Source organism: Rhodanobacter umsongensis, from assembly GCF_042654965.1.
GTDB lineage: Bacteria > Pseudomonadota > Gammaproteobacteria > Xanthomonadales > Rhodanobacteraceae > Rhodanobacter > Rhodanobacter umsongensis.
The window spans coordinates 273,532-290,816 of sequence record NZ_JBHSMK010000002.1; the positions used below are offsets into that span (position 1 = coordinate 273,532).

The window sequence follows — 17,285 nt, forward strand, 5'->3', positions numbered from 1 at the left end:
CGGCTCTCACTCATCCCCTGCCCCGGAACCCCCACTCATGCGTCGACTCCTGCTGGCCCTGGCGGGCCTCCTTTTCATCAGCGCAGCGACCGCCGCGGCGCAGCCACAGGCGGTGTTCAAGCTGGAAAGCTATCGCAAGACGGTCGCCCTGCATGCCACGGTCGGTGGCCATGACGGCTTGTTTCTGCTCGATACCGCCGGTGGACTCACCCTGCTTTCGCCCGCCTTTGCCAGGACGGCCGGGTGCAAGCCGTGGGGTCGCCTGAGCGGTTTTCAGATGATGGGGCAGCGGCTGGATGCGCCGCGCTGCGACAACATCGACTTCGCGCTGGGAGGCCACGTATTGCGCGCGCCGGTGACGGCGGTGTTCGACGTCGCCCCGCTGGTGGCCAAGGACGCGGCGCCGGTGGCCGGCTCCATCGCGCTCGACCTTTTCGCCGGCAAGACCATCACCGTGGACCTTCCCGGCCGACGCCTGATCGTCGAATCCCCGGCGAGCCTGCAGGCGCGCATCGCCCACGCCCGGGAGCTGCCCGTGCTGCTGTCGCGCGAGATGCAGGGCCGCGCGCTGGCCGCGTCCGTAGGCGTGCCTACGTCCAGGGGCATGCTGTGGTTCGAACTGGATACCGGCAACGGTGGAACCCTGCTGGTATCCCAGCCCTACGCGACGCTGGTCGGCCTCGACCCGACAGCCAAGGGACCTCAACAGGCGGACTTTCCCGTCGCTGCCGGACTTCGCGCGCTGGGCACGGCGTTCACCCCCGACATGATCCTCGACGGCAACCTGGGCATGCCGTTCCTGCACGACAAGGTGATCACGCTGGACCTGCAGCGGGGACGCCTGTGGATCGCCCAGGACAGGCCACAAGGGTGACTCGACCCTGATGGAAGAGACGGGGAATATCCCTGGACGCAGCGCATGCTGGCCCAAGGGCGGCGGCAGGCGGCCGCGCCGAACCAGTACCGAAATTTGCCCGCACTGGATTTGATTTCCTGCGCCCCCGAGGTTCTCCAGTCGCCATAACGGCGTGCCGACTCATTACACTGCCGCCTCCTTTCGCGGAAAGTCGACCGCATGAATATCCGTTCACGCCGTGCTCCGGTGAGTCGCCTGCTCATCCTGGTGCTGCTCCTCGCGCCCGTCGCCGCCATCGCCCGGGCGGTGACCGGCGTGGGATTCCAGGCGATCGCGATTCACGACCCGGTCAACGGCGGCACGACGCCCGGCTACGTGTTCTACCCATCCGCGCAGCCCTCGAGGGTCACCTGGCGCGGATCCTACGAATTGCATGCCACGCCCGATGCAACGCCCCTCGCCGGCGCCAGGCCGCTGGTGGTGATCTCGCACGGGCACGGCGGGTCGGCCCTTGGCCATCACGACCTCGCGGCCTACCTGGCGAGCCACGGCTTCGTGGTGGCGACGCTGGAACACCCCAAGGACAATTTCCACGACACGAGCGGCGTCGGAACCGCCGCCGTGCTGGCCGGCCGGCCGATCCAGGTCAAGGCTGCGATCAGCGAACTGCTGAACGATCCGCACTGGAAGGCGCTGATCGATCCGAACCGGATCGGCGTCACCGGTTTTTCCGCCGGCGGTTACGCCGCGCTGATGGTGGTCGGCGCGGTACCGCGTTTCGATCTCTACGTCGGCTACTGCGCACGCCATCCCCACGACCCGGACTGCGGGACGCTGCAGAAGCTCCAGTCCCAGGGAACCGCGACAGCGGCCCTCGCCGCACTGCAGGCCAGCGTCGACCGCTGGGGCAAGCCCGCCGATCCGCGCGTGAAGGCCGCCTTTGTCATGGCGCCGCTGAGCCTGGTATTCGACAAGGCCGGTCTCGCCCACGTCGACCGCCCGGTTTTCCTCTATTACGGCCAGGACGATCAGGTGCTGCTGCCGCAGGAAAACGTCCTGCACATCGCGCCGCTGATCAGGACGCTCGCCGGCACCACGATGATTCCCAGGGCGGGGCATTACGTGTTTCTCGCGCCATGCTCGCCGCAACTTGCCAAGGGCGCACCGGACATCTGCAAGGACCCGCCGGGCGTCGATCGCGTCGCGGCGCACCAGCGCATCAACGCCAGCGCGCTGGCGTTCTTCCGCAAGACGCTGGGCGTCGCCACACACTGAGAGCAGGGTCCGCCATGAGTAACGTCCTTACCCTCCATGAGTTCAGCGATGATCTCGCGGTGCACTTCCGGGACATCAATGCGGAATGGATCCATGCCATGTTCCGCCTCGAAGAAACCGATCGGGATGTGCTGGAGAACCCGCGAGCGAGGATCATCGACCCCGGTGGCGTCATTCTTTTTGTCGAGGCAAGCGGACTCGGGATCGTCGGTGCGTGCGCCCTTCAGAAGACGGGGGCCACCAGCTACGAGCTCACCAAGATGGGTGTGCGCGAGTCGGCACGCGGCATGGGGGCCGGTGAGTTCCTGCTCTCCGCGATCATCGACCGGGCAAGCTCGCTGGGAGCCGAAACGCTGTACCTGCTCACCAACGCCAAATCCGCCGCTGCCATTCATCTGTACGAGAAGCTTGGCTTCCAGCACGATGCCGAAATCATGGCCCGGTATGGAGCACGCTATGAAAGGTGCAACGTGGCGATGCGCTACCACACCGAAGCCTTGCGATAGGCAGCCTTGTGGCTTTCAGCCCGGGGCATTCAACTTCCTCCGTCCCGGTCGCACCCTCAAGCCACTGAACTCAACTCGGCTTTCCCATGCTCAGTGGTAGTCGTCTTCGCGCTGGTGCCGCACCGCCAGCACGGTAACGGTTTTGGCATCGTCGATTTCAAACAGTGCCACATAGCCGGATGCGCCGAAGGCGATGATCAACTCGCGCAGGAAGGTGTTGTCAGGCGCGGCCTTCCTGCAACTGAACGGTGAACTCGCCAGCAAGCCCAGGCCATCGCGGATGGCGTCCAGCGCACGCTCGGCGGTGGTCCAGTCGCCGTCGTCACGTACCAGGGCAAAGTCATACAGCCGTTCAAGGTCGGCCAGCGCTTCCTCCGTGAAGCGGATCTTGAAGGTCATGCCGAGGCTTTCTTTGCCTTGGCCAGTCGCGCCTCAAGCTTCTTCAGCACCGCAGCAGACGAAAGGTACTTTCCGGTAGCCTTGGCGCGGTCACGCGAGGCCAGGCCACGGGCGATGAAGGCAGCCTGTTCCTGACGCTGCTGAATTTGTGCCCGCACCGCGCACTCGACAAAGCCGGACAGGCTTTCGCCGTCGCGCAGGACTTCTTCTGCAGCGCTGCGCAGAGCGGGTTCGACACGCAGCGAAGGGATGGTGGCGGTTTTCATGGAACCTCCTGGTGCGATGCAATTGCGATACATACTGACGCAATTCAACGGCAGGGGCAAATCGTCGGAGAGATGTCAGGGACAATATGGCGGCTCCGGTTGCCGGCCGGAAATTATCCCCGACACTTTTCATGACACCTACTTCCCGACAGGCAACAGCGGTCACGCGGCACGTGACGCGTTGTCCACCACGAACAAGCGCGGTCGCGCGGCAAGGTAAGCGCCGTGCTCCTCGCGAACACCGGGTTTCGTCACGTGCGGTGGCTCCAGGTGCTGCGCATTCACGTCGCTGATGATATCGCGCAGCTTCTCCGTATCGCGGACGATGGCATCGCCCATGATCGACAGCGTGACGTCGGACAACTCGGCGTGATCGCTGCAGGTCACCACATTGCCAAGGGCCCTAAGGCTGCTCAGCAGCAGGTTGACTTCGTCCAGCTGATCCAGGGTGACGCCGAAGAGAAAGCGGTTGCCGGCCTCATCCCTCACCGGCCCGGTGGCGTCGGGTTCCGCGGCTTCCGTGCAAGCCTCTGCGTCCGCAGCGGCCTCGCAGGCTGCCGTCCGATCGCGACGCTCCGCCGGCCAGGAGAGCTCGGCCAGCACCTGGGCGATCTGCTCCTCCAGCAGTTCCAGGCAGATCGCCACTTCGCCCGGGCGAATCTCGGGAACCCCTTCCCGCTCCTCGTCCGGCCTTCGCGGTTGCGCGATATGCGACAGAAATTCCACGTACTCGCGCAGCTTCTTCAGCCGGAGCTGGCTGTCCTCCGGCAGGAAATAACCCTTCGTTCCAAGATCATTCGAATCGAACGTCGACATGGCCGCCTCCTAGGTTCCATAGAAGTGCCCGTCCACGGCATGAAGACGGACGGGGTGTCGGGAGGTTCGAAACCGCAAACAGTCGGCGGGCTTATTCCCCTTGCGGGTGTTGTATTCGCCGCCCTCCCGACGCAGGCTTCGCGTCGGTTGCACCCACAGATGCAGGCACAAAAAACCCACCGGTTTGTCGGAGGTGGGTACCGCTGTTTGGGGAGTTTCGACGCTCCTTGGGATGGAGTCTGCTATTGCAGCTGGAGGGTGTCAACAGTCGCACTTTGGCCTGATCACCGATGAAGTTGAATATGCGAACCAATCAGTCGCGACCAGCGCGCCGGCATCCTGATCCGCGTTGGTCCAAGGACTGGAACCGGCCAGGAATAGACGGTCATCCTACTACTTCATTGCGGGCGCATCGCCTGTCGGAGCTTCCACGCGCGCCGCAACAAGCGGAGCTGGAGCCGGCTCGAGCTGGGGGCACAGGAACGAGGTCAGGTTTACTCCGACCTGGGTTTTCCGGCGTTTACCCACGATCTTGGCGCCGCATGAAACACGACGGCTGGTGGCCTCCGACACAGACCGGAGACCGCTTTTTTCTGATCTATTGACCTGGACGGCGAAACGGTGAACCCGTTTTTTGGACAAACCTGCGGCTTGATTCACGTCACTTCGTAGCGGCGCCTTCTGACAGCACCGCTTGCACGCTGTGGTACAGCGCGGCCCGAAACGCGTCGTCTTGGGCGTGAAGTTTGTACAGTTCGAGTTCCTCTTTCCGGCGCCGCAGCATCACGTCTTTCATGATCTTCTGGAACGCCAGATCGCGGGAATAAGGATCGGGATTTTCACTGAATTTCTGCTCGTAATCGGGATGCGCCTTGACGCTGTCCACGATGTTGAGGAACTTCACGCGCTGCTCTTCCGGCGTCACGCTCCAGCCCTGGAACCAGCGCTCGTTGAAGTTGTGAATGATGTCCTCCAGCGGATCATCCTGAACTTCGCCGCGGTGGCCCCTGGGATTGGGGTTTTGTGGGTAGAGTTCCGACTCCCCTGCATCCAGTCCGACCGCCTGATTAAGCTTCGTGCGCTGCAGCCCGTAGGAGGACAAATCGACCGAGTCCAGAAGCTCGTCGAGAGCATCCTGGTTTGGGTCCTTGATCTTCAATTTCGGCACCAGAAACTTCAGGAACCAGAACAGCTTCTCCCACGCCAGCACCTCGAACGGCATGATCGAGGCCATCTGGCCGTAGATCTTCACGAACTGCTTGGCCTTGACCTTGTAGTCGATCTTGGCCTTGTCTTCGAGTTCCAGCTCCTCGTTGAATCTTGCCGCGGCGGTGTCGATCAGCGGGCTCAGCTGCTGCGCATCCACGCTGTCAAAGTACCGCGTGCAGAACTCCTCGACTTCGGCCCACTCGTAGACGCCGGCATCGTCCAGGGTCGCCTTCAGCTCGTGCAGCACGTTCACGTCGGTGGCTTGCGACAGTGCGGTCACGGTGAAGAACGGGTCGAAAGCGTCCTTGATGTCTTCGGTCGAGTTGAAGAAGTCGAGCACAAACAAGTCTTCGGTGCGTTTGCCCAGCTTCGGGGACGAGCGGTTCAAGCGCGACAACGCCTGCACGGCCAGCACCGATTGCAATTTCTTGTCTACATACATGGCGGCCAGTTTCGGCTGGTCGAAACCGGTCAGGTATTTGTTGGCCACGATCAGCAGCCGGAACGTGTTTTCGACGTTCTGGCCGTCCACCTTCATCGGCCGGCCCTGATCGTCGTGGCCGTCAAAGTAAAACCGTGTCTTGTCCTCGGCAAAGCCGTTCATCCCGGCTTCGGTGTACTCGATGCCGTCGACCTCCGTTTCGCCAGAAAATGCGATCAGGGCCTTGAACGGATTACCGCGACGGGCGAGCTCGGCCTGCACCGCCTTGTAGTAGCGGATGGCCGTCTCGATGTTCTGGGTAACGATCATGCCCCTGGCCTTGCCGCGCAGCTTCTTGGTGTTCACCACGGTGCCGACGAAGTGCTCGAGCATGACTTCAGCCTTGGTGTTGATCGTCTGCTGGCTGCGCTCGACGTGGGCGCGCAGCTTCTTCTGCGCCTTGAGCGTATCGAAGCGCGGGTTGGCCTCGATGGATTTGCGGATCTCGTAGTAACTCTTGTAGGTCGTGTAGTTGGCCAGCACGTCGAGGATGAAGCCCTCCTCGATGGCCTGTTTCATGCTGTACAGGTGAAAGGGCTTGAACCGCCCGTCGGCCTGCTGCGTGCCGAACTTTTCCAGCGTGGTGTTTTTCGGCGTGGCGGTGAAGGCGAAATAGGAGGCATTGCCGCGCATCTTGCGCGAGCGCATCGCGGCCAAGATCTTGTCCTGCGGGTCGTTCTCGTCCGGGTCTTCGCCGCCGCCCATGGACTGGTTCATCTTGTCGTGGGCCTGGCCGCTCTGGCCGCTGTGCGCCTCATCGATGATCACGGCGAAACGCTTGTCGCTGAGGTCGGCGATACCCTCGATGATGTGGGGAAACTTCTGGATCGTGGTGATGATGATCTTCTTGCCATTTTCCAGCGCGGCTTTCAGATCCGCCGATCGCATCGCCGGTGCGACGATGTTTTTCACTTCCGAGAAGTCGCGGATGTTGTCGCGCAGCTGCTTGTCCAGCAGGCGGCGGTCGGTGACCACGATCACGCTGTCGAACAGCGGCGCATCCAGCGCCCGCGCGCCGGGCAGGTCCAGGCGCTCGGGATACGTCTCGATCAGTTGATAGGCGGTCCAGGTAATGGAGTTAGATTTGCCCGAGCCGGCCGAGTGCTGGATCAGATAGCTCTGCCCCACGCCCTTTGCGGCGGCGTGGCCCAGCAACTGCCGCACCACGTCGAGCTGGTGGTAGCGCGGAAAAATCAGGGTCTTCTTGGCCAGCGGGGCGGTCTTGTCGCCCTCCAGCAGCACGAAATGCTGGATGATGCCCGCCAGGCTGGCGGGCTGGAATACTTCTTCCCACAGGTAAGCCGTCTTGTGGCCGTGCGGGTTGGGTGGATTGCCTGCGCCCTCGTTGTGGCCCCGGTTGAACGGCAGGAAAAAGGTCGAGCCGCCCGCCAGCTTGGTGGTCATCCATACCTCGTCCGCATCGGCGGTCATATGGACCAGCGTGCGGCCGAACTGCATCAGGGTTTGCGCGGCATCGCGTTCGCGGTATTGCTTTTGCCCGTGATAGCGGGCGGTCTGCTGCGTCCAGGGGTTCTTCAGCTCCAGCGTGACGATGGCCAGGCCGTTGAGGAACAGCACCATGTCCACCGATTCATTCGGGTTAGCCAGATTGTGATGAATCTGCCGGGTCACGCTCCAGCTATTGGCCGCGAAATTGTCGTGGACCTTTGGCGCCGAGCTGGCCAGCGGCGCCGGATACATCAGGGAAAAATGCGCGTCCTCGACCGGCAGGCCCTTTTTCAGCACGTGCAGCACGCCCTTGCGCTTCACCAGCTTGTCGAACTGGCCGAGAATCCTAGCGCGCCAGTCTGAAGGGTTGCGGTCCTTGAGCTTGTCCAGCACCTTGCTCTGGGTGGTTTCGAGAAACTCCCAGAACAGGCGAGTATCGAGTGCGAGGGCGGCGTCGAAGTCGGCGGGGCGACCGATGCGCCAAGGGCCGGTCGCAGCGCTGCCTTGTGCCAGCTCTTCCGTGATGGTGCCGGTCAGGTGCCGTTCGATGGCCTGCTCCAGCGCGATTTCCTTGGTGTTGCTGACCATCAACTTCCCCCTTGTATGACCTTGATCTTGCCCGTGACCGCCGCGTTGATCAGGGTGGTTTTGTATTCCTTGAGCGCGGTAATCTGGTCTTCCTTGATTGAAATAGCACGATCTATCGTTGAAGTCTGAAAAACGAGATGTTCTATCAGAGATAACTGTTCCGCTTTCGGTGGAAGTATGATCTTCAAGGAACGAACTCTTCCCACGCTAAGCTGTGGTAGGGCCGCACCGCGTAAAGTTGGCCCATATTGTGCTGAAAGATAGTCCGACGACAGCGTCCAGAACATATATGTCGGATCAATTCTCCTATTGGGATTAATGACGCAGAGTGAGTCAAGAATGCCAAGCCGTATTCCAGCAGGCAGAACGCGAACCGCGCCGATTGTTCCTTTCCGAGAAAAAACGAGAGAGCCATCCGTAAATCGACAGCGTTCTTCCTGCTCTTCTACGGTCTTTCTCGATACCCGCCTTGGTGTATTTAGCTCAACCGCTGCACCCGGACGAAATTCTTGAGTCGAGATAAACGGGAAACCGTCATCTACGTATTCGGGGTTTCGGTGACTCGGATTTGGGTCGATGACTTCTCCGACTGCGAGGATGGGCACGACCTCCCAATGCGCGGGGATCTGGCCAATCCAGTCGATGCCGCTGTCCTTCATGGGCGCATTGGGGTTCAGGCCGCGGGTGACGACCTGCTGGATCAGGATTTTCCTGCGTTCGCGCAAGAGCTTGATCTGTTCCTGCTTGATCCGCACCGCCTCATCAATCGTTTCAACCTTGCACTTCAGGAAGGTAACGATCTTTCGCTGCTGATCCATGGGTGGGATAGGGATCGCAAACTCGTTGAAATTGTCAGCGGGAAGCCGCCAACGACCAAGAAGCGAAACACCCTGCCCATACCGGAAGAAGATTTTCTGTGTATAGCCAATCTGGAAGATCAGAAGGAGGTATTCGTCCGAAACGTCAGCACTGAAGTTCCGGAACACGCGATAGTCAGGGCTAACAACGCCGTCAAACTGAGAAATGTCGACGTAGCCTGTCAGCAGATCCATATGGTTCATCGCAAAGTCACCACGATCAACCAGTTGGTATCCCGAGTAATCCTGAGCGAGCTGGCCTTCACCGCTTTCGGTGTCTTTGATCTTGATGCCTCGCTGTGTAATCGAGAGAACACTGGGTCCTTCGAAGCCCGCGACGCGCTTCAGGATCTTTACGACATATTTCAGTTTCCGCCTATCCCAATCTACGGGGATCAGCCCAAACCATTCGCCGTTACCGAAGTTCATTTCGTCGTGTTCCAGTTGTGCCGCGATGTTCATTCTGCCGGCTCCAGCTCCGACACCGCTTCAACGCCCAGAATATCCGCGATCAGCCCATCAGCCTTTTCCTCCAGCGCCAGAATATCCCGCGTCACCTCTTCCAGGTTGCGCAGCGGCTTGTGCCGGTAGAAATGCTTGTTGAAACTAATCTCGTAGCCGATCTTCACGCTGTCGAGGTTGATCCAGGCCTCCTGCACATGCGGCTTCACCTCGGTGAGAAAGTAGCGGTGGATGCTGTCTTTCAGCGGCACGCTTTCGGTATCGCGCAGGTCGGTCGCGGTCTCATACGTCAGATAGCTGCCGTCAGGCTGGCGGTACCAGCCGAAGTCCGCCAGAGCGTCGATGGCGCAGCCCAGATGGTCGGTGAGTTCAGCCAGATCGCCGCTTGAAAATTTGTGCCGCTTGGCGATGACCTTCTCGGCGATTTGGTCATACCAGCTGACGGCATTGAGGATCGCGCTCATCTCTGGAGCCGACAGCTTGATTTTGCGGGCCTTGATGGCGCGGGTCACAGCCTTGCGGAAGGCGTTGAAGTCGGCGGTTTCCTCGCTGCCGATGTCGCCCATGAGCACAGTGGCGGTGGCCAGCAGGTCGCGTTGCCTGATCCAGCGCTGGGTGTCGATCAGCTTGCCGCGCTGTTTGGCGTTCAGGGCGATGCCCTGTTCCTCGCACCACGCGGTGATCGCCTTGACTTCGCTCTTCAGGAATCCGGGTTCGTAGACCTTCTCGCCATGTTCGGCCCAGAGCCATTGCATCGGCTCGTGCAGGGACTTGTCGAAGCGCAGGGGTTCGATGCGCTCGGCGCTGAAGGCGGCACGGCGGCGGTCGGGTTGTTCGATGGTGACCTTGTGGTAGCCGAAATCGGCGTTGTCGAACACCTGCACGGCGATGCCGACTGGGTCGCCCGCCGCGTCGATCTCGCGCTCGATGGGCGCGAAGTCGAGATAGGCATCGGTGATCTGCTGGATGTCTTTCGGGCTGAGATCGCAGTTCTTCGCGCCGAGGTTGCTGCGTCGCTTCGTATAAAGCAGGTTAGCGTCGATAAGCTGCACTTGGCCCTTGCGCGCCTCGGGTTTCGCGTTGGTCAGCAGCCAGATATAGGTGGTGATGCCGGTGTTGTAGAACAGGTTGTTGGGCAGCTGGATGATGGTATCCAGCATGTCGTTCTCGATGATGAAACGGCGGATGTTGGACTCGCCGCTGCCCGCATCGCCGGTAAACAGGCTGGAGCCGTTGTGGACCGAGGCGATGCGCGAGCCGATCGGGCTGGTGCCCACGGGCTTCATCTTGCTGACCATCTCCATCAGGAACAGCAGCTGGCCGTCGGAGGAGCGCGGTGTGGCGTCCACGGTTTCCTTGTGGCCCCAGTAGTCGGTGAGCTCGACCTGGAAACGCGGGTCGATGACGTCCTTGCCATCCTTGATGTATTTGACCTCGCTGCTCCAGCTTTTGCCGTAGGGCGGGTTGGACAGCATGAAGTCGAAGCGGTCGGCCGAGAATTCATCGGTGGACAGGGTGGAGCCAACGCGGATGTTCTCGGGGTTGTTGCCCTTGATCATCATGTCCGACTTGCAGATGGCGTAGGTCTCGTCGTTGATCTCCTTGCCGTAGAGATAGACATCGCCGTGTGCCTGGATCGGGCCATCGGCATGCTTGATGTAGTTCTGTGCCTCGGTCAGCATGCCGCCGCTGCCGCAGGCAGGATCGTAGATGCTCATGACCGGCGGCAGTTGATCCTTGATCGGATCGAACATCAGATGCGTCATGAGGTGGATCACTTCACGCGGGGTGAAGTGCTCGCCGGCTTCCTCGTTGTTGTCTTCGTTGAACTTGCGGATCAGCTCCTCGAAGACATAGCCCATGCCCAGGTTGGAAAGGCCCGGCAAAGTGTTGCCTTCCGGATCCTCGATGTCATACGGGGTGAGGTTGATGTAGGGCGAAACGAACTTCTCGATGACGTCAAGCAGGATCTGCTTGTTGGCCATGTGACGCATCAAATCAAGCAACTTGAAGCGGGCAATGATCTCCTTGACGTTGCTGCTGAAGCCGTCGAGATAATCCTCGATATTGGCCAGCAGGATCTGCTGGTTATTGGTGGCGGCGCGGTGCACCTTTTTCAGCGTCCACTGGCTGGTATTGAAGAACACGTAGCCCGAGGCCTCCCGCAGCGGCTCGTCGTCAAGATCGAGCGCCTGCATTTCCTCCTTCTGGTAGCGCACCTCTTCAAGGACGGCCTCCTTGCTCGGTTCCAGCAGAGTGTCCAGACGACGCAGGACAACCATTGGCAGGATCACGTCGCGATACTTGCCGCGGACGTAAACATCACGGATGCAGTCGTCGGCAATGCGCCAAATGAACGAAACGAGTTGGTTATGGGACTGCTGGTTCACTTATATCCTGGTTTTTAATGTGCAATTGAAGGTTGTGAAAAGCGCCAGAAACGAGGGTCAGAGTGCAAAAACCGATCAGTGTGCGCTTCGCCATAGCTGGGTCAGCGCCCCTTATCTCTCTCCTCGTCACTGCTGTCGGACTGGTGTGTTGAATCCGCTGCTCGCTGTGGGCGAAGAAACCGGCGACGACCGGGCTACCCAGAATGAGAGGGACATGTCAGATGCTTGGGAACCACGCAAGATTCGTGCTTAAGCAATCTGCGCGACCGAGGTACAGGCGCGCACGCCCTTTCCGAGAGCGAGATCTCACCAAAAATGGACAAGCGGACCCATCTCCGTCCCTTCCGTCATCACCCGGCCAACGCCTGAAGCACATGCTTGGGATCTCTACTGATAGCTCGCAACAACGCTTTGGCCGGCCCGGTAGGCTCGCGTCGCCCCTGCTCCCAATTACGCAACGTCCCGACCTGCACGTCGATGAGCGTGGCGAACTTGGCTTGTGACAAGCCCGTGGCTTTTCGAATCTCGGTGACGCCGATGGGATCAATATGGAACTCGCGCGAAGGCTCGCGCACGCCGTGAACGATCTCGTCCATCTGGGTCACGCTTTCGAAGAGGCTGGCGAAATGCTTGGCGTCCACGGCTACCTCCACTGCTCGATGATTTTACGAAGCGCCAGTTTCTGAGCTGGCGTCAGGCTGACTTGTTCGTTCTTGGGATATACGAACAACAAGCCGATGCGTGACGCGGATACGAAGTGGTAATAGATCACACGCGCGCCGCCGCTCTTGCCGTGGCCCTTGGCCGCGACCCTGATCTTGCGCAGGCCGCCTGTGCCGGGAATGACATCGCCCGATTGCGGATTGTCAGCCAGCGCCCGTTGAAACGCGCCATAGTCGTCGTCGCTCAGCAGCAGCTTGATCTGACTGGTGAACAGGGGCGTTTCAACAAAGACCATGGGGCAGACACTACGCCATTGGCGCATATGCGTCAATGGCGTATGTCGACAACCCGCCCGCCTTGTGCAGGCACGTTTGCGAACTGCAGAGGCGGCTCATCCCTCTATGCAGTCAAACCGCCGATCCGCCTCCACCTCCGCGTCATAGTCCACATCCCCCCGATCAAACCCGAACAACTGCAAAAACTCGTGCTTGTACCCCGCGTAGTCGGTGATCTGCTTGAGGTTTTCGGTGGTGACGGTGGGCCAGATCGTCTTGCAGGGGATCTGCACATCGTCGCGCAGTTCCCAGTCGTCCAGCCGCAACCGGCCTTCGTCGTCGGTGGGTGCGGCCGCACCATCGGCACGATAGAGGCGGTCGTGGAACAGGCGGTTGGCCTGCTCGATCGGGTTTTCGTGGATGCCCTTCTCCTTCATGATCTTGAAGGCGATGGACACGTACAGCGGGATCACCGGGATGGCGGCGCTGGCCTGGGTGACGACGGACTTCATCACGCCGACGTAGGCGTCGAGGCCGGGGTGGCGGCTGCGCAGTTGCTTCGCGGTGTTGTCCAGGTGCTGCTTGGCCCGGCCCAGGGTGCCGTGCCAGTACATCGGCCAGGTGATCTCGGTGCCGATGTAGCTGTAGGCGACGGTCTTGGCGTGTTCGGCCAGCACGCCGGCGGCGCTCAGCGCGTCGATCCACAGCGCCCAGTCCTCGCCGCCCATCACGGTGACGGTGTCCTTGATCTCCTGCTCGGTGGCCGGCTCGACGGTGGCCTCGATCACGGTGTCCTTGTTGGTGTCGACCGAGGTGTTGTGGAACGGCGCGCCGATGGTCTTGAGCGCCGAGCGCACCACCTCGCCGGTGTCCGGCAGCTTGCGCACCGGCGAGGCCAGCGAGTAGACCACCAGGTCGATCGGGCCGCCCATCTCGTTCTTGATGATCTCGATAGCCTTGGCGCGGGTTTCGTGGGCGAACGCGTCGCCGTTGATCGACTTGCTGTACAGGCCCGCGGCTTTGGCCGCCTTGTCGAACGCGGCGGAGTTGTACCAGCCGGCGGTGCCGGTCTTCTCGTGGCTGCTGGGCTTCTCGAAGAACACGCCGAGCGTGGCGGCGCCGTAGCCGAACGCCGCGGTGATGCGCGAGGCCAGGCCGTAGCCGGTGGACGCGCCGATCACCAGCACCCGCTTCGGGCCCTTGGCCTTGTCGTGGCCCGCGGCCTGGGTGACCTTGATCTGGTCGAGCACGTTGCGCTCGCAACCGACCGGGTGGGCGGTGATGCAGATGAAACCGCGGACTTTGGGCTTGATGATCACTCGAGGGCTCCCGATGCTATGTGGCAATTCGCCATAGTAACCAAGCAGGGTGGCCGTGCGCTGCCGTAGGGAGCCGTGGCCGCTACGGCTCAGGCCTGCGCCGGCGTGGCGGTCATGTGGAAGAGTCCCCAGCCATGGCGTCCGGGTCGACAAAGCTGTGCGAGTACATGAAGCCCAGGTCTTCCGGCTGGTCGTAGGTCGTACCGCCCGCGGCGAGCGCCCTGGCCACGAGACCATCCACCTCGTCGCGACTCTCGCAATGGAGGTTGAGCAAAACCTCGACGGCCTTGCCGGTGTCGCAGATGGCCTTGGGCGTGAAGTCGAAACCTGGCCTGCGTAGCCAGCATCACGAAGATCGTGTCGCTGACGACGATGCACGCGCCAGAGTCATCGCCCATCTGCGGGTTCCGGGAAAAGCCGAGTGCTTCGAAGAAGGCAATGGACTTCGGCAGGTCGGCGACCGGGAGGTTGATGAATATCTGTTTGCTCACGGTGCTCTCCTGGGTGTCGATGGGTGTGTCGCTATCTGCTGCGCCTGGCTGGTGCCCGCACCCTGCCTGACGCCTTCCAATGCCAGCGCCGGAACACTACGCCGGCAGATTCGAGCGAATCAGGCTCGCGGTTTCAGCAAGTTGCTTGGCAGAAACCTGAACTCGCTCTCGACGTTGCGCATCCCCGCTTGGATCGTTTGAGGCACCTCTTTGGCGTCCGGCGCCATCGAATGTTGCGAGTTGAGGCGGGCCTATACCCCAATCACTGCCCTTCTGCCGAGGCACGACATGAAAATGGAAGTGCGGTGTTTCCTGTCCACTAAAGACCCCGTTGTTCTGGAACGTAAGTATTCCGAGGGGCCGATAAGTCTTGACCAGCGCCTCTGCGACCCTCTTGGCCGAGGCCATTATGGTCCCGCACTCTTGGTCGGAAAGATCGAGTAGCGTCGCGACATGCCGACGTGTGATGACGCAGCACTGGCCAACTTCGAATTGCCACGGGTTGATCACGGTTAACGTATGTTCGCTTTCGTCTATGATTTTCCATCGTTCTTCGCGACCTGCCACACAAAGGTCACACGGATCCCTTATGGGAAGTTCGATCATTTGCCCTCTCCGATTAAGCTGGTTTGCCCCAAGCGGCCCAACGCTCCGTTGAGCGGCGGCGAAGCTGTCCGCCTTGTTGCAGCCTGAACTTGCCCCCGTCCCCCAGCAAGTCAGCGTGAAGCAGCCACGCCGTTCAACGCCGCCACCATCCCTCGTATCTGCTCGACATCGCTGCGCAACTCCCCATCCTGCATGTCCTGCAGCAACTCCGGTTGCCAACGCATGCCGGACGGATGCTGCCGTTTCGCCGACGCGTGGAACTCGGTGGCGCGGGTGATCTCGTGCAGCTTGCCGATGTTCCCGGCGTCCACGCCCGCGCCTGGCATCACGACGATACGCCCGGCCGCCAGCTCGACCAGCCGGCGGATCAGCGCCGCGCCTTCCCATGCGCTGGCCTGGGCTCCGGACGTCAGCACGCGCTCGCAACCCAGCTGGATCAAGTCGTCCAGTGACGACAGCGGATCACGCGCGAGGTCGAACGCGCGGTGGAAGGTGACGCCCAGGGCGCCGGTGGCGGCGATCAGCGCGCGGCAGCGCGGCATGTCGACCTTGCCCTCGGCATCGAGCACGCCGAGCACTACGCCATCGCAGCCCAGCGCCGCGCAGGCTTCGATGTCGCGCTGCATGGTTTCGCATTCGAGATCGCTGTAGAGGAAGTCGCCGGCGCGCGGACGGATCAGCACGTGCAGCGGGATGCGCAGGCGTTCGCGGGCCAGCGCGATCTGCGCGTGCGACGGCGTGAGGCCGCCGAGCTCCAGCGCCGTGCACAGTTCGACCCGCCCTGCTCCGCCGTCCTGCGCGGCCAGGGCGGAGGCGACCGAATTGGCGGCGATCTCAAGCATCATGGGCAAGCGGGATCACGAGTAGCTCGTGGTGTAGACGCTTTGCGACGGGATCAGGGCGTCCTGCTTCTTCGCATCGCACACGGCGTAGGAGAAGCCGTGCTGGATCGCATAGGCGCCGACCTCGCCCGCGCGGTTCATCGCCAGGAAGCCGACCTGCAGGGTCCTGGAGGCTTCGCGGCGCTTCCTGACGATGCGCAGCACGGCCTCCTTGCAGGCTTCGTGCGGCGAGCGGCCCTGGCGCATCAGCTCGACCACCAGGAAGCTGCCGGCGTTGCGGATCACTTCCTCGCCGACGCCGGTGGAGGTGGCGCCGCCGACTTCGCCGTCCACGTACAGGCCGGCGCCGATGATCGGGCTGTCGCCGACGCGGCCGCGCATCTTCCACGCCATGCCGCTGGTGGTGCAGGCGCCGGCCAGGCGGCCGTGGGCGTCGATCGCCAGCATGCCGATGGTGTCGTGGTTATGGGCGCCGCCGGGCATGCCGGTGCTGCCGCCCTTGCCGTAGTCGTGCACTTCGCTGTTGATCGAGGGTTGGTACTTCGCCGTCTTCAGCCATTCGTGCCAGGCCTTTTCGGCTTCGGGCGTGAGCAGCTCCTCCTTCTTGAAGCCCTGCTCCAGCGCGAACTGCAATGCGCCCTCGCCGACCAGCAGCACGTGCGGCGTGCGCTCCATCACCCGCCGCGCGACCGCGATCGGATGGGCGATGTGTTCGAGCGCGGCGACCGCGCCGCAGTTGCCGTCGGCGTCCATGATGCTGGCGTCGAGGCTGACGTGGCCGTCGCGATCGGGGTAGCCGCCCTTGCCGACGCTGTGGTTCTTCAGGTCGGACTCGGGCACCTGCGCGCCGAGTTCGACCGCATCCAGCGCATGACCGCCCTTGCCGAGGATGGACCAGGCCGCCTGGTTCGCGGCGATGCCGAAGTCCCAGGTCGAAGCCACCCGGGCCACCGTGGTCGCCGGCGTGCGCGGTGCCGGCGCGGCCGGTTTGCCGCTTCGGTCCGAAGGTTCGGCGGCCAGCTTGCCGCCCCAGGCCAGTACCGAGGCCGAAGCGCCCAGCAGGGAAGCTTTGAGAAAACGCCTGCGATCAGTCATTGCATGCTCCGGCCACGACCACAAAAAAACCCCGCATCGGATGCGGGGTTTCTATTTTTGCATCAAGTGTATGCCTGACCGGTCAGGCGGCTTCGACTGCCGAAGCCTGGGCGCCCTTGGGGCCCTGGGTCACTTCGAACTGCACGCGCTGACCTTCCTGCAGGCTGCGAAAGCCCTTGCTGGTGATCGCCGAGAAATGAACGAAAACGTCCGCCCCACCGTCCTCTGGTGAGATGAAACCGAAGCCCTTGGCGTCGTTGAACCATTTGACTGTACCGAAACTCATTGCGCGAACCTCTGTATCCATGGATTGGGTGCGCCAGTACTCGCGCTGAACCACTTGCCCCCTCGGTTCGCCGCCCTGGCTGGCGAAAAGTAGCAATATGTGAAGGCTGAACGCAATACGAGAGATGCCTGGGGCCCTCCCAGGCCGGATGCCT

General features: G+C 61.8%; 17 protein-coding genes. 3 read left to right on the forward strand and 14 right to left on the reverse strand.

Annotation, left to right across the window (positions count from 1 at the left end; genetic code table 11):
- Positions 1 to 37: 37 nt before the first annotated feature.
- The 3 genes from ACFPME_RS01255 (at position 38) to ACFPME_RS01265 (ending at position 2,637) form a co-directional block, all read left to right on the forward strand.
- Positions 38 to 874, forward strand: a complete 837-nt coding sequence (locus tag ACFPME_RS01255) for a hypothetical protein (RefSeq protein WP_377301227.1) — start codon at positions 38 to 40, stop codon at positions 872 to 874.
- A gap of 201 nt (positions 875 to 1,075) precedes the next feature.
- Positions 1,076 to 2,131 carry an alpha/beta hydrolase family protein gene (locus tag ACFPME_RS01260; RefSeq protein ID WP_377301229.1) on the forward strand — a complete coding sequence of 352 codons (1,056 nt, stop codon included), beginning with the start codon at positions 1,076 to 1,078 and terminating at the stop codon, positions 2,129 to 2,131.
- A gap of 14 nt (positions 2,132 to 2,145) precedes the next feature.
- Positions 2,146 to 2,637: a GNAT family N-acetyltransferase gene (locus ACFPME_RS01265; protein ID WP_377301231.1), complete on the forward strand. Its 492-nt coding sequence runs from the start codon at positions 2,146 to 2,148 to the stop codon at positions 2,635 to 2,637.
- Between the two features lie 90 nt (positions 2,638 to 2,727).
- Here ACFPME_RS01265 and ACFPME_RS01270 read toward each other — a convergent pair whose 3' ends face one another.
- The 14 genes from ACFPME_RS01270 to ACFPME_RS01335 all read right to left on the reverse strand — a co-directional run bounded on the left by ACFPME_RS01270 (position 2,728) and on the right by ACFPME_RS01335 (position 17,131).
- Complete coding sequence (locus ACFPME_RS01270) at positions 2,728 to 3,036, reverse strand: type II toxin-antitoxin system RelE/ParE family toxin (protein ID WP_377301233.1); 309 nt, start codon at positions 3,034 to 3,036, stop codon at positions 2,728 to 2,730.
- Complete coding sequence (locus ACFPME_RS01275; RefSeq protein WP_377301236.1) at positions 3,033 to 3,302, reverse strand: YlcI/YnfO family protein; 270 nt, start codon at positions 3,300 to 3,302, stop codon at positions 3,033 to 3,035. The genes ACFPME_RS01270 and ACFPME_RS01275 overlap by 4 nt, the downstream gene beginning before the upstream one ends.
- A gap of 162 nt (positions 3,303 to 3,464) precedes the next feature.
- Complete coding sequence (locus tag ACFPME_RS01280) at positions 3,465 to 4,118, reverse strand: XAC0095 family protein (protein ID WP_377301238.1); 654 nt, start codon at positions 4,116 to 4,118, stop codon at positions 3,465 to 3,467.
- Positions 4,119 to 4,779: 661 nt separating this feature from the next.
- Positions 4,780 to 7,845: a type I restriction endonuclease subunit R gene (locus ACFPME_RS01285; RefSeq protein WP_377301240.1), complete on the reverse strand. Its 3,066-nt coding sequence runs from the start codon at positions 7,843 to 7,845 to the stop codon at positions 4,780 to 4,782.
- Complete coding sequence (locus ACFPME_RS01290) at positions 7,845 to 9,164, reverse strand: restriction endonuclease subunit S (protein WP_377301242.1); 1,320 nt, start codon at positions 9,162 to 9,164, stop codon at positions 7,845 to 7,847. Before ACFPME_RS01290 ends, ACFPME_RS01285 begins: the two co-directional genes overlap by 1 nt.
- Positions 9,161 to 11,554, reverse strand: a complete 2,394-nt coding sequence (locus tag ACFPME_RS01295; protein WP_377301245.1) for a type I restriction-modification system subunit M — start codon at positions 11,552 to 11,554, stop codon at positions 9,161 to 9,163. The genes ACFPME_RS01290 and ACFPME_RS01295 overlap by 4 nt, the downstream gene beginning before the upstream one ends.
- A 350-nt stretch (positions 11,555 to 11,904) precedes the next feature.
- Positions 11,905 to 12,195, reverse strand: a complete 291-nt coding sequence (locus tag ACFPME_RS01300) for a helix-turn-helix domain-containing protein (protein WP_377301247.1) — start codon at positions 12,193 to 12,195, stop codon at positions 11,905 to 11,907.
- Between the two features lie 2 nt (positions 12,196 to 12,197).
- Complete coding sequence (locus tag ACFPME_RS01305) at positions 12,198 to 12,512, reverse strand: type II toxin-antitoxin system RelE/ParE family toxin (protein WP_377301249.1); 315 nt, start codon at positions 12,510 to 12,512, stop codon at positions 12,198 to 12,200.
- Between the two features lie 96 nt (positions 12,513 to 12,608).
- A complete protein-coding gene (gene fabV, locus ACFPME_RS01310; RefSeq protein ID WP_377301251.1) occupies positions 12,609 to 13,811 on the reverse strand; it encodes an enoyl-ACP reductase FabV in 1,203 nt (400 codons plus the stop codon).
- An 89-nt stretch (positions 13,812 to 13,900) separates the two neighbouring features.
- Positions 13,901 to 14,302 (reverse strand): VOC family protein, encoded by a 402-nt coding sequence (locus tag ACFPME_RS01315; protein WP_377301253.1) that lies wholly within the window; start codon positions 14,300 to 14,302, stop codon positions 13,901 to 13,903.
- 96 nt (positions 14,303 to 14,398) lie between these two features.
- On the reverse strand, positions 14,399 to 14,908 hold the full coding sequence (locus tag ACFPME_RS01320) for an HIT family protein (RefSeq protein ID WP_377301255.1): 510 nt from the start codon (positions 14,906 to 14,908) through the stop codon (positions 14,399 to 14,401).
- A gap of 110 nt (positions 14,909 to 15,018) precedes the next feature.
- Complete coding sequence (locus ACFPME_RS01325; RefSeq protein WP_377301258.1) at positions 15,019 to 15,753, reverse strand: copper homeostasis protein CutC; 735 nt, start codon at positions 15,751 to 15,753, stop codon at positions 15,019 to 15,021.
- A gap of 12 nt (positions 15,754 to 15,765) precedes the next feature.
- Positions 15,766 to 16,845, reverse strand: a complete 1,080-nt coding sequence (locus ACFPME_RS01330; RefSeq protein ID WP_377301260.1) for a glycosylasparaginase — start codon at positions 16,843 to 16,845, stop codon at positions 15,766 to 15,768.
- Positions 16,846 to 16,927: 82 nt separating this feature from the next.
- The gene (locus ACFPME_RS01335) at positions 16,928 to 17,131 is read right to left on the reverse strand and encodes a cold-shock protein (RefSeq protein WP_140655135.1); all 204 of its coding nucleotides are present in this window, start codon (positions 17,129 to 17,131) and stop codon (positions 16,928 to 16,930) included.
- Between the last annotated feature and the right edge of the window lie 154 nt (positions 17,132 to 17,285).

Bases quoted from the DNA above. Each gene is read 5' to 3' on its own strand.
- ACFPME_RS01290 (WP_377301242.1), bottom strand. From the start codon at position 9,164: ATGAACATCGCGGCACAACTGGAACACGACGAAATGAACTTCGGTAAC.
- ACFPME_RS01265 (WP_377301231.1), top strand. From the start codon at position 2,146: ATGAGTAACGTCCTTACCCTCCATGAGTTCAGCGATGATCTCGCGGTG.
- ACFPME_RS01280 (WP_377301238.1), bottom strand. From the start codon at position 4,118: ATGTCGACGTTCGATTCGAATGATCTTGGAACGAAGGGTTATTTCCTG.
- ACFPME_RS01255 (WP_377301227.1), top strand. From the start codon at position 38: ATGCGTCGACTCCTGCTGGCCCTGGCGGGCCTCCTTTTCATCAGCGCA.
- ACFPME_RS01270 (WP_377301233.1), bottom strand. From the start codon at position 3,036: ATGACCTTCAAGATCCGCTTCACGGAGGAAGCGCTGGCCGACCTTGAA.
- ACFPME_RS01325 (WP_377301258.1), bottom strand. From the start codon at position 15,753: ATGATGCTTGAGATCGCCGCCAATTCGGTCGCCTCCGCCCTGGCCGCG.
- ACFPME_RS01305 (WP_377301249.1), bottom strand. From the start codon at position 12,512: ATGGTCTTTGTTGAAACGCCCCTGTTCACCAGTCAGATCAAGCTGCTG.
- ACFPME_RS01330 (WP_377301260.1), bottom strand. From the start codon at position 16,845: ATGACTGATCGCAGGCGTTTTCTCAAAGCTTCCCTGCTGGGCGCTTCG.
- ACFPME_RS01335 (WP_140655135.1), bottom strand. From the start codon at position 17,131: ATGAGTTTCGGTACAGTCAAATGGTTCAACGACGCCAAGGGCTTCGGT.
- ACFPME_RS01275 (WP_377301236.1), bottom strand. From the start codon at position 3,302: ATGAAAACCGCCACCATCCCTTCGCTGCGTGTCGAACCCGCTCTGCGC.
- ACFPME_RS01285 (WP_377301240.1), bottom strand. From the start codon at position 7,845: ATGGTCAGCAACACCAAGGAAATCGCGCTGGAGCAGGCCATCGAACGG.
- ACFPME_RS01260 (WP_377301229.1), top strand. From the start codon at position 1,076: ATGAATATCCGTTCACGCCGTGCTCCGGTGAGTCGCCTGCTCATCCTG.
- ACFPME_RS01320 (WP_377301255.1), bottom strand. From the start codon at position 14,908: ATGATCGAACTTCCCATAAGGGATCCGTGTGACCTTTGTGTGGCAGGT.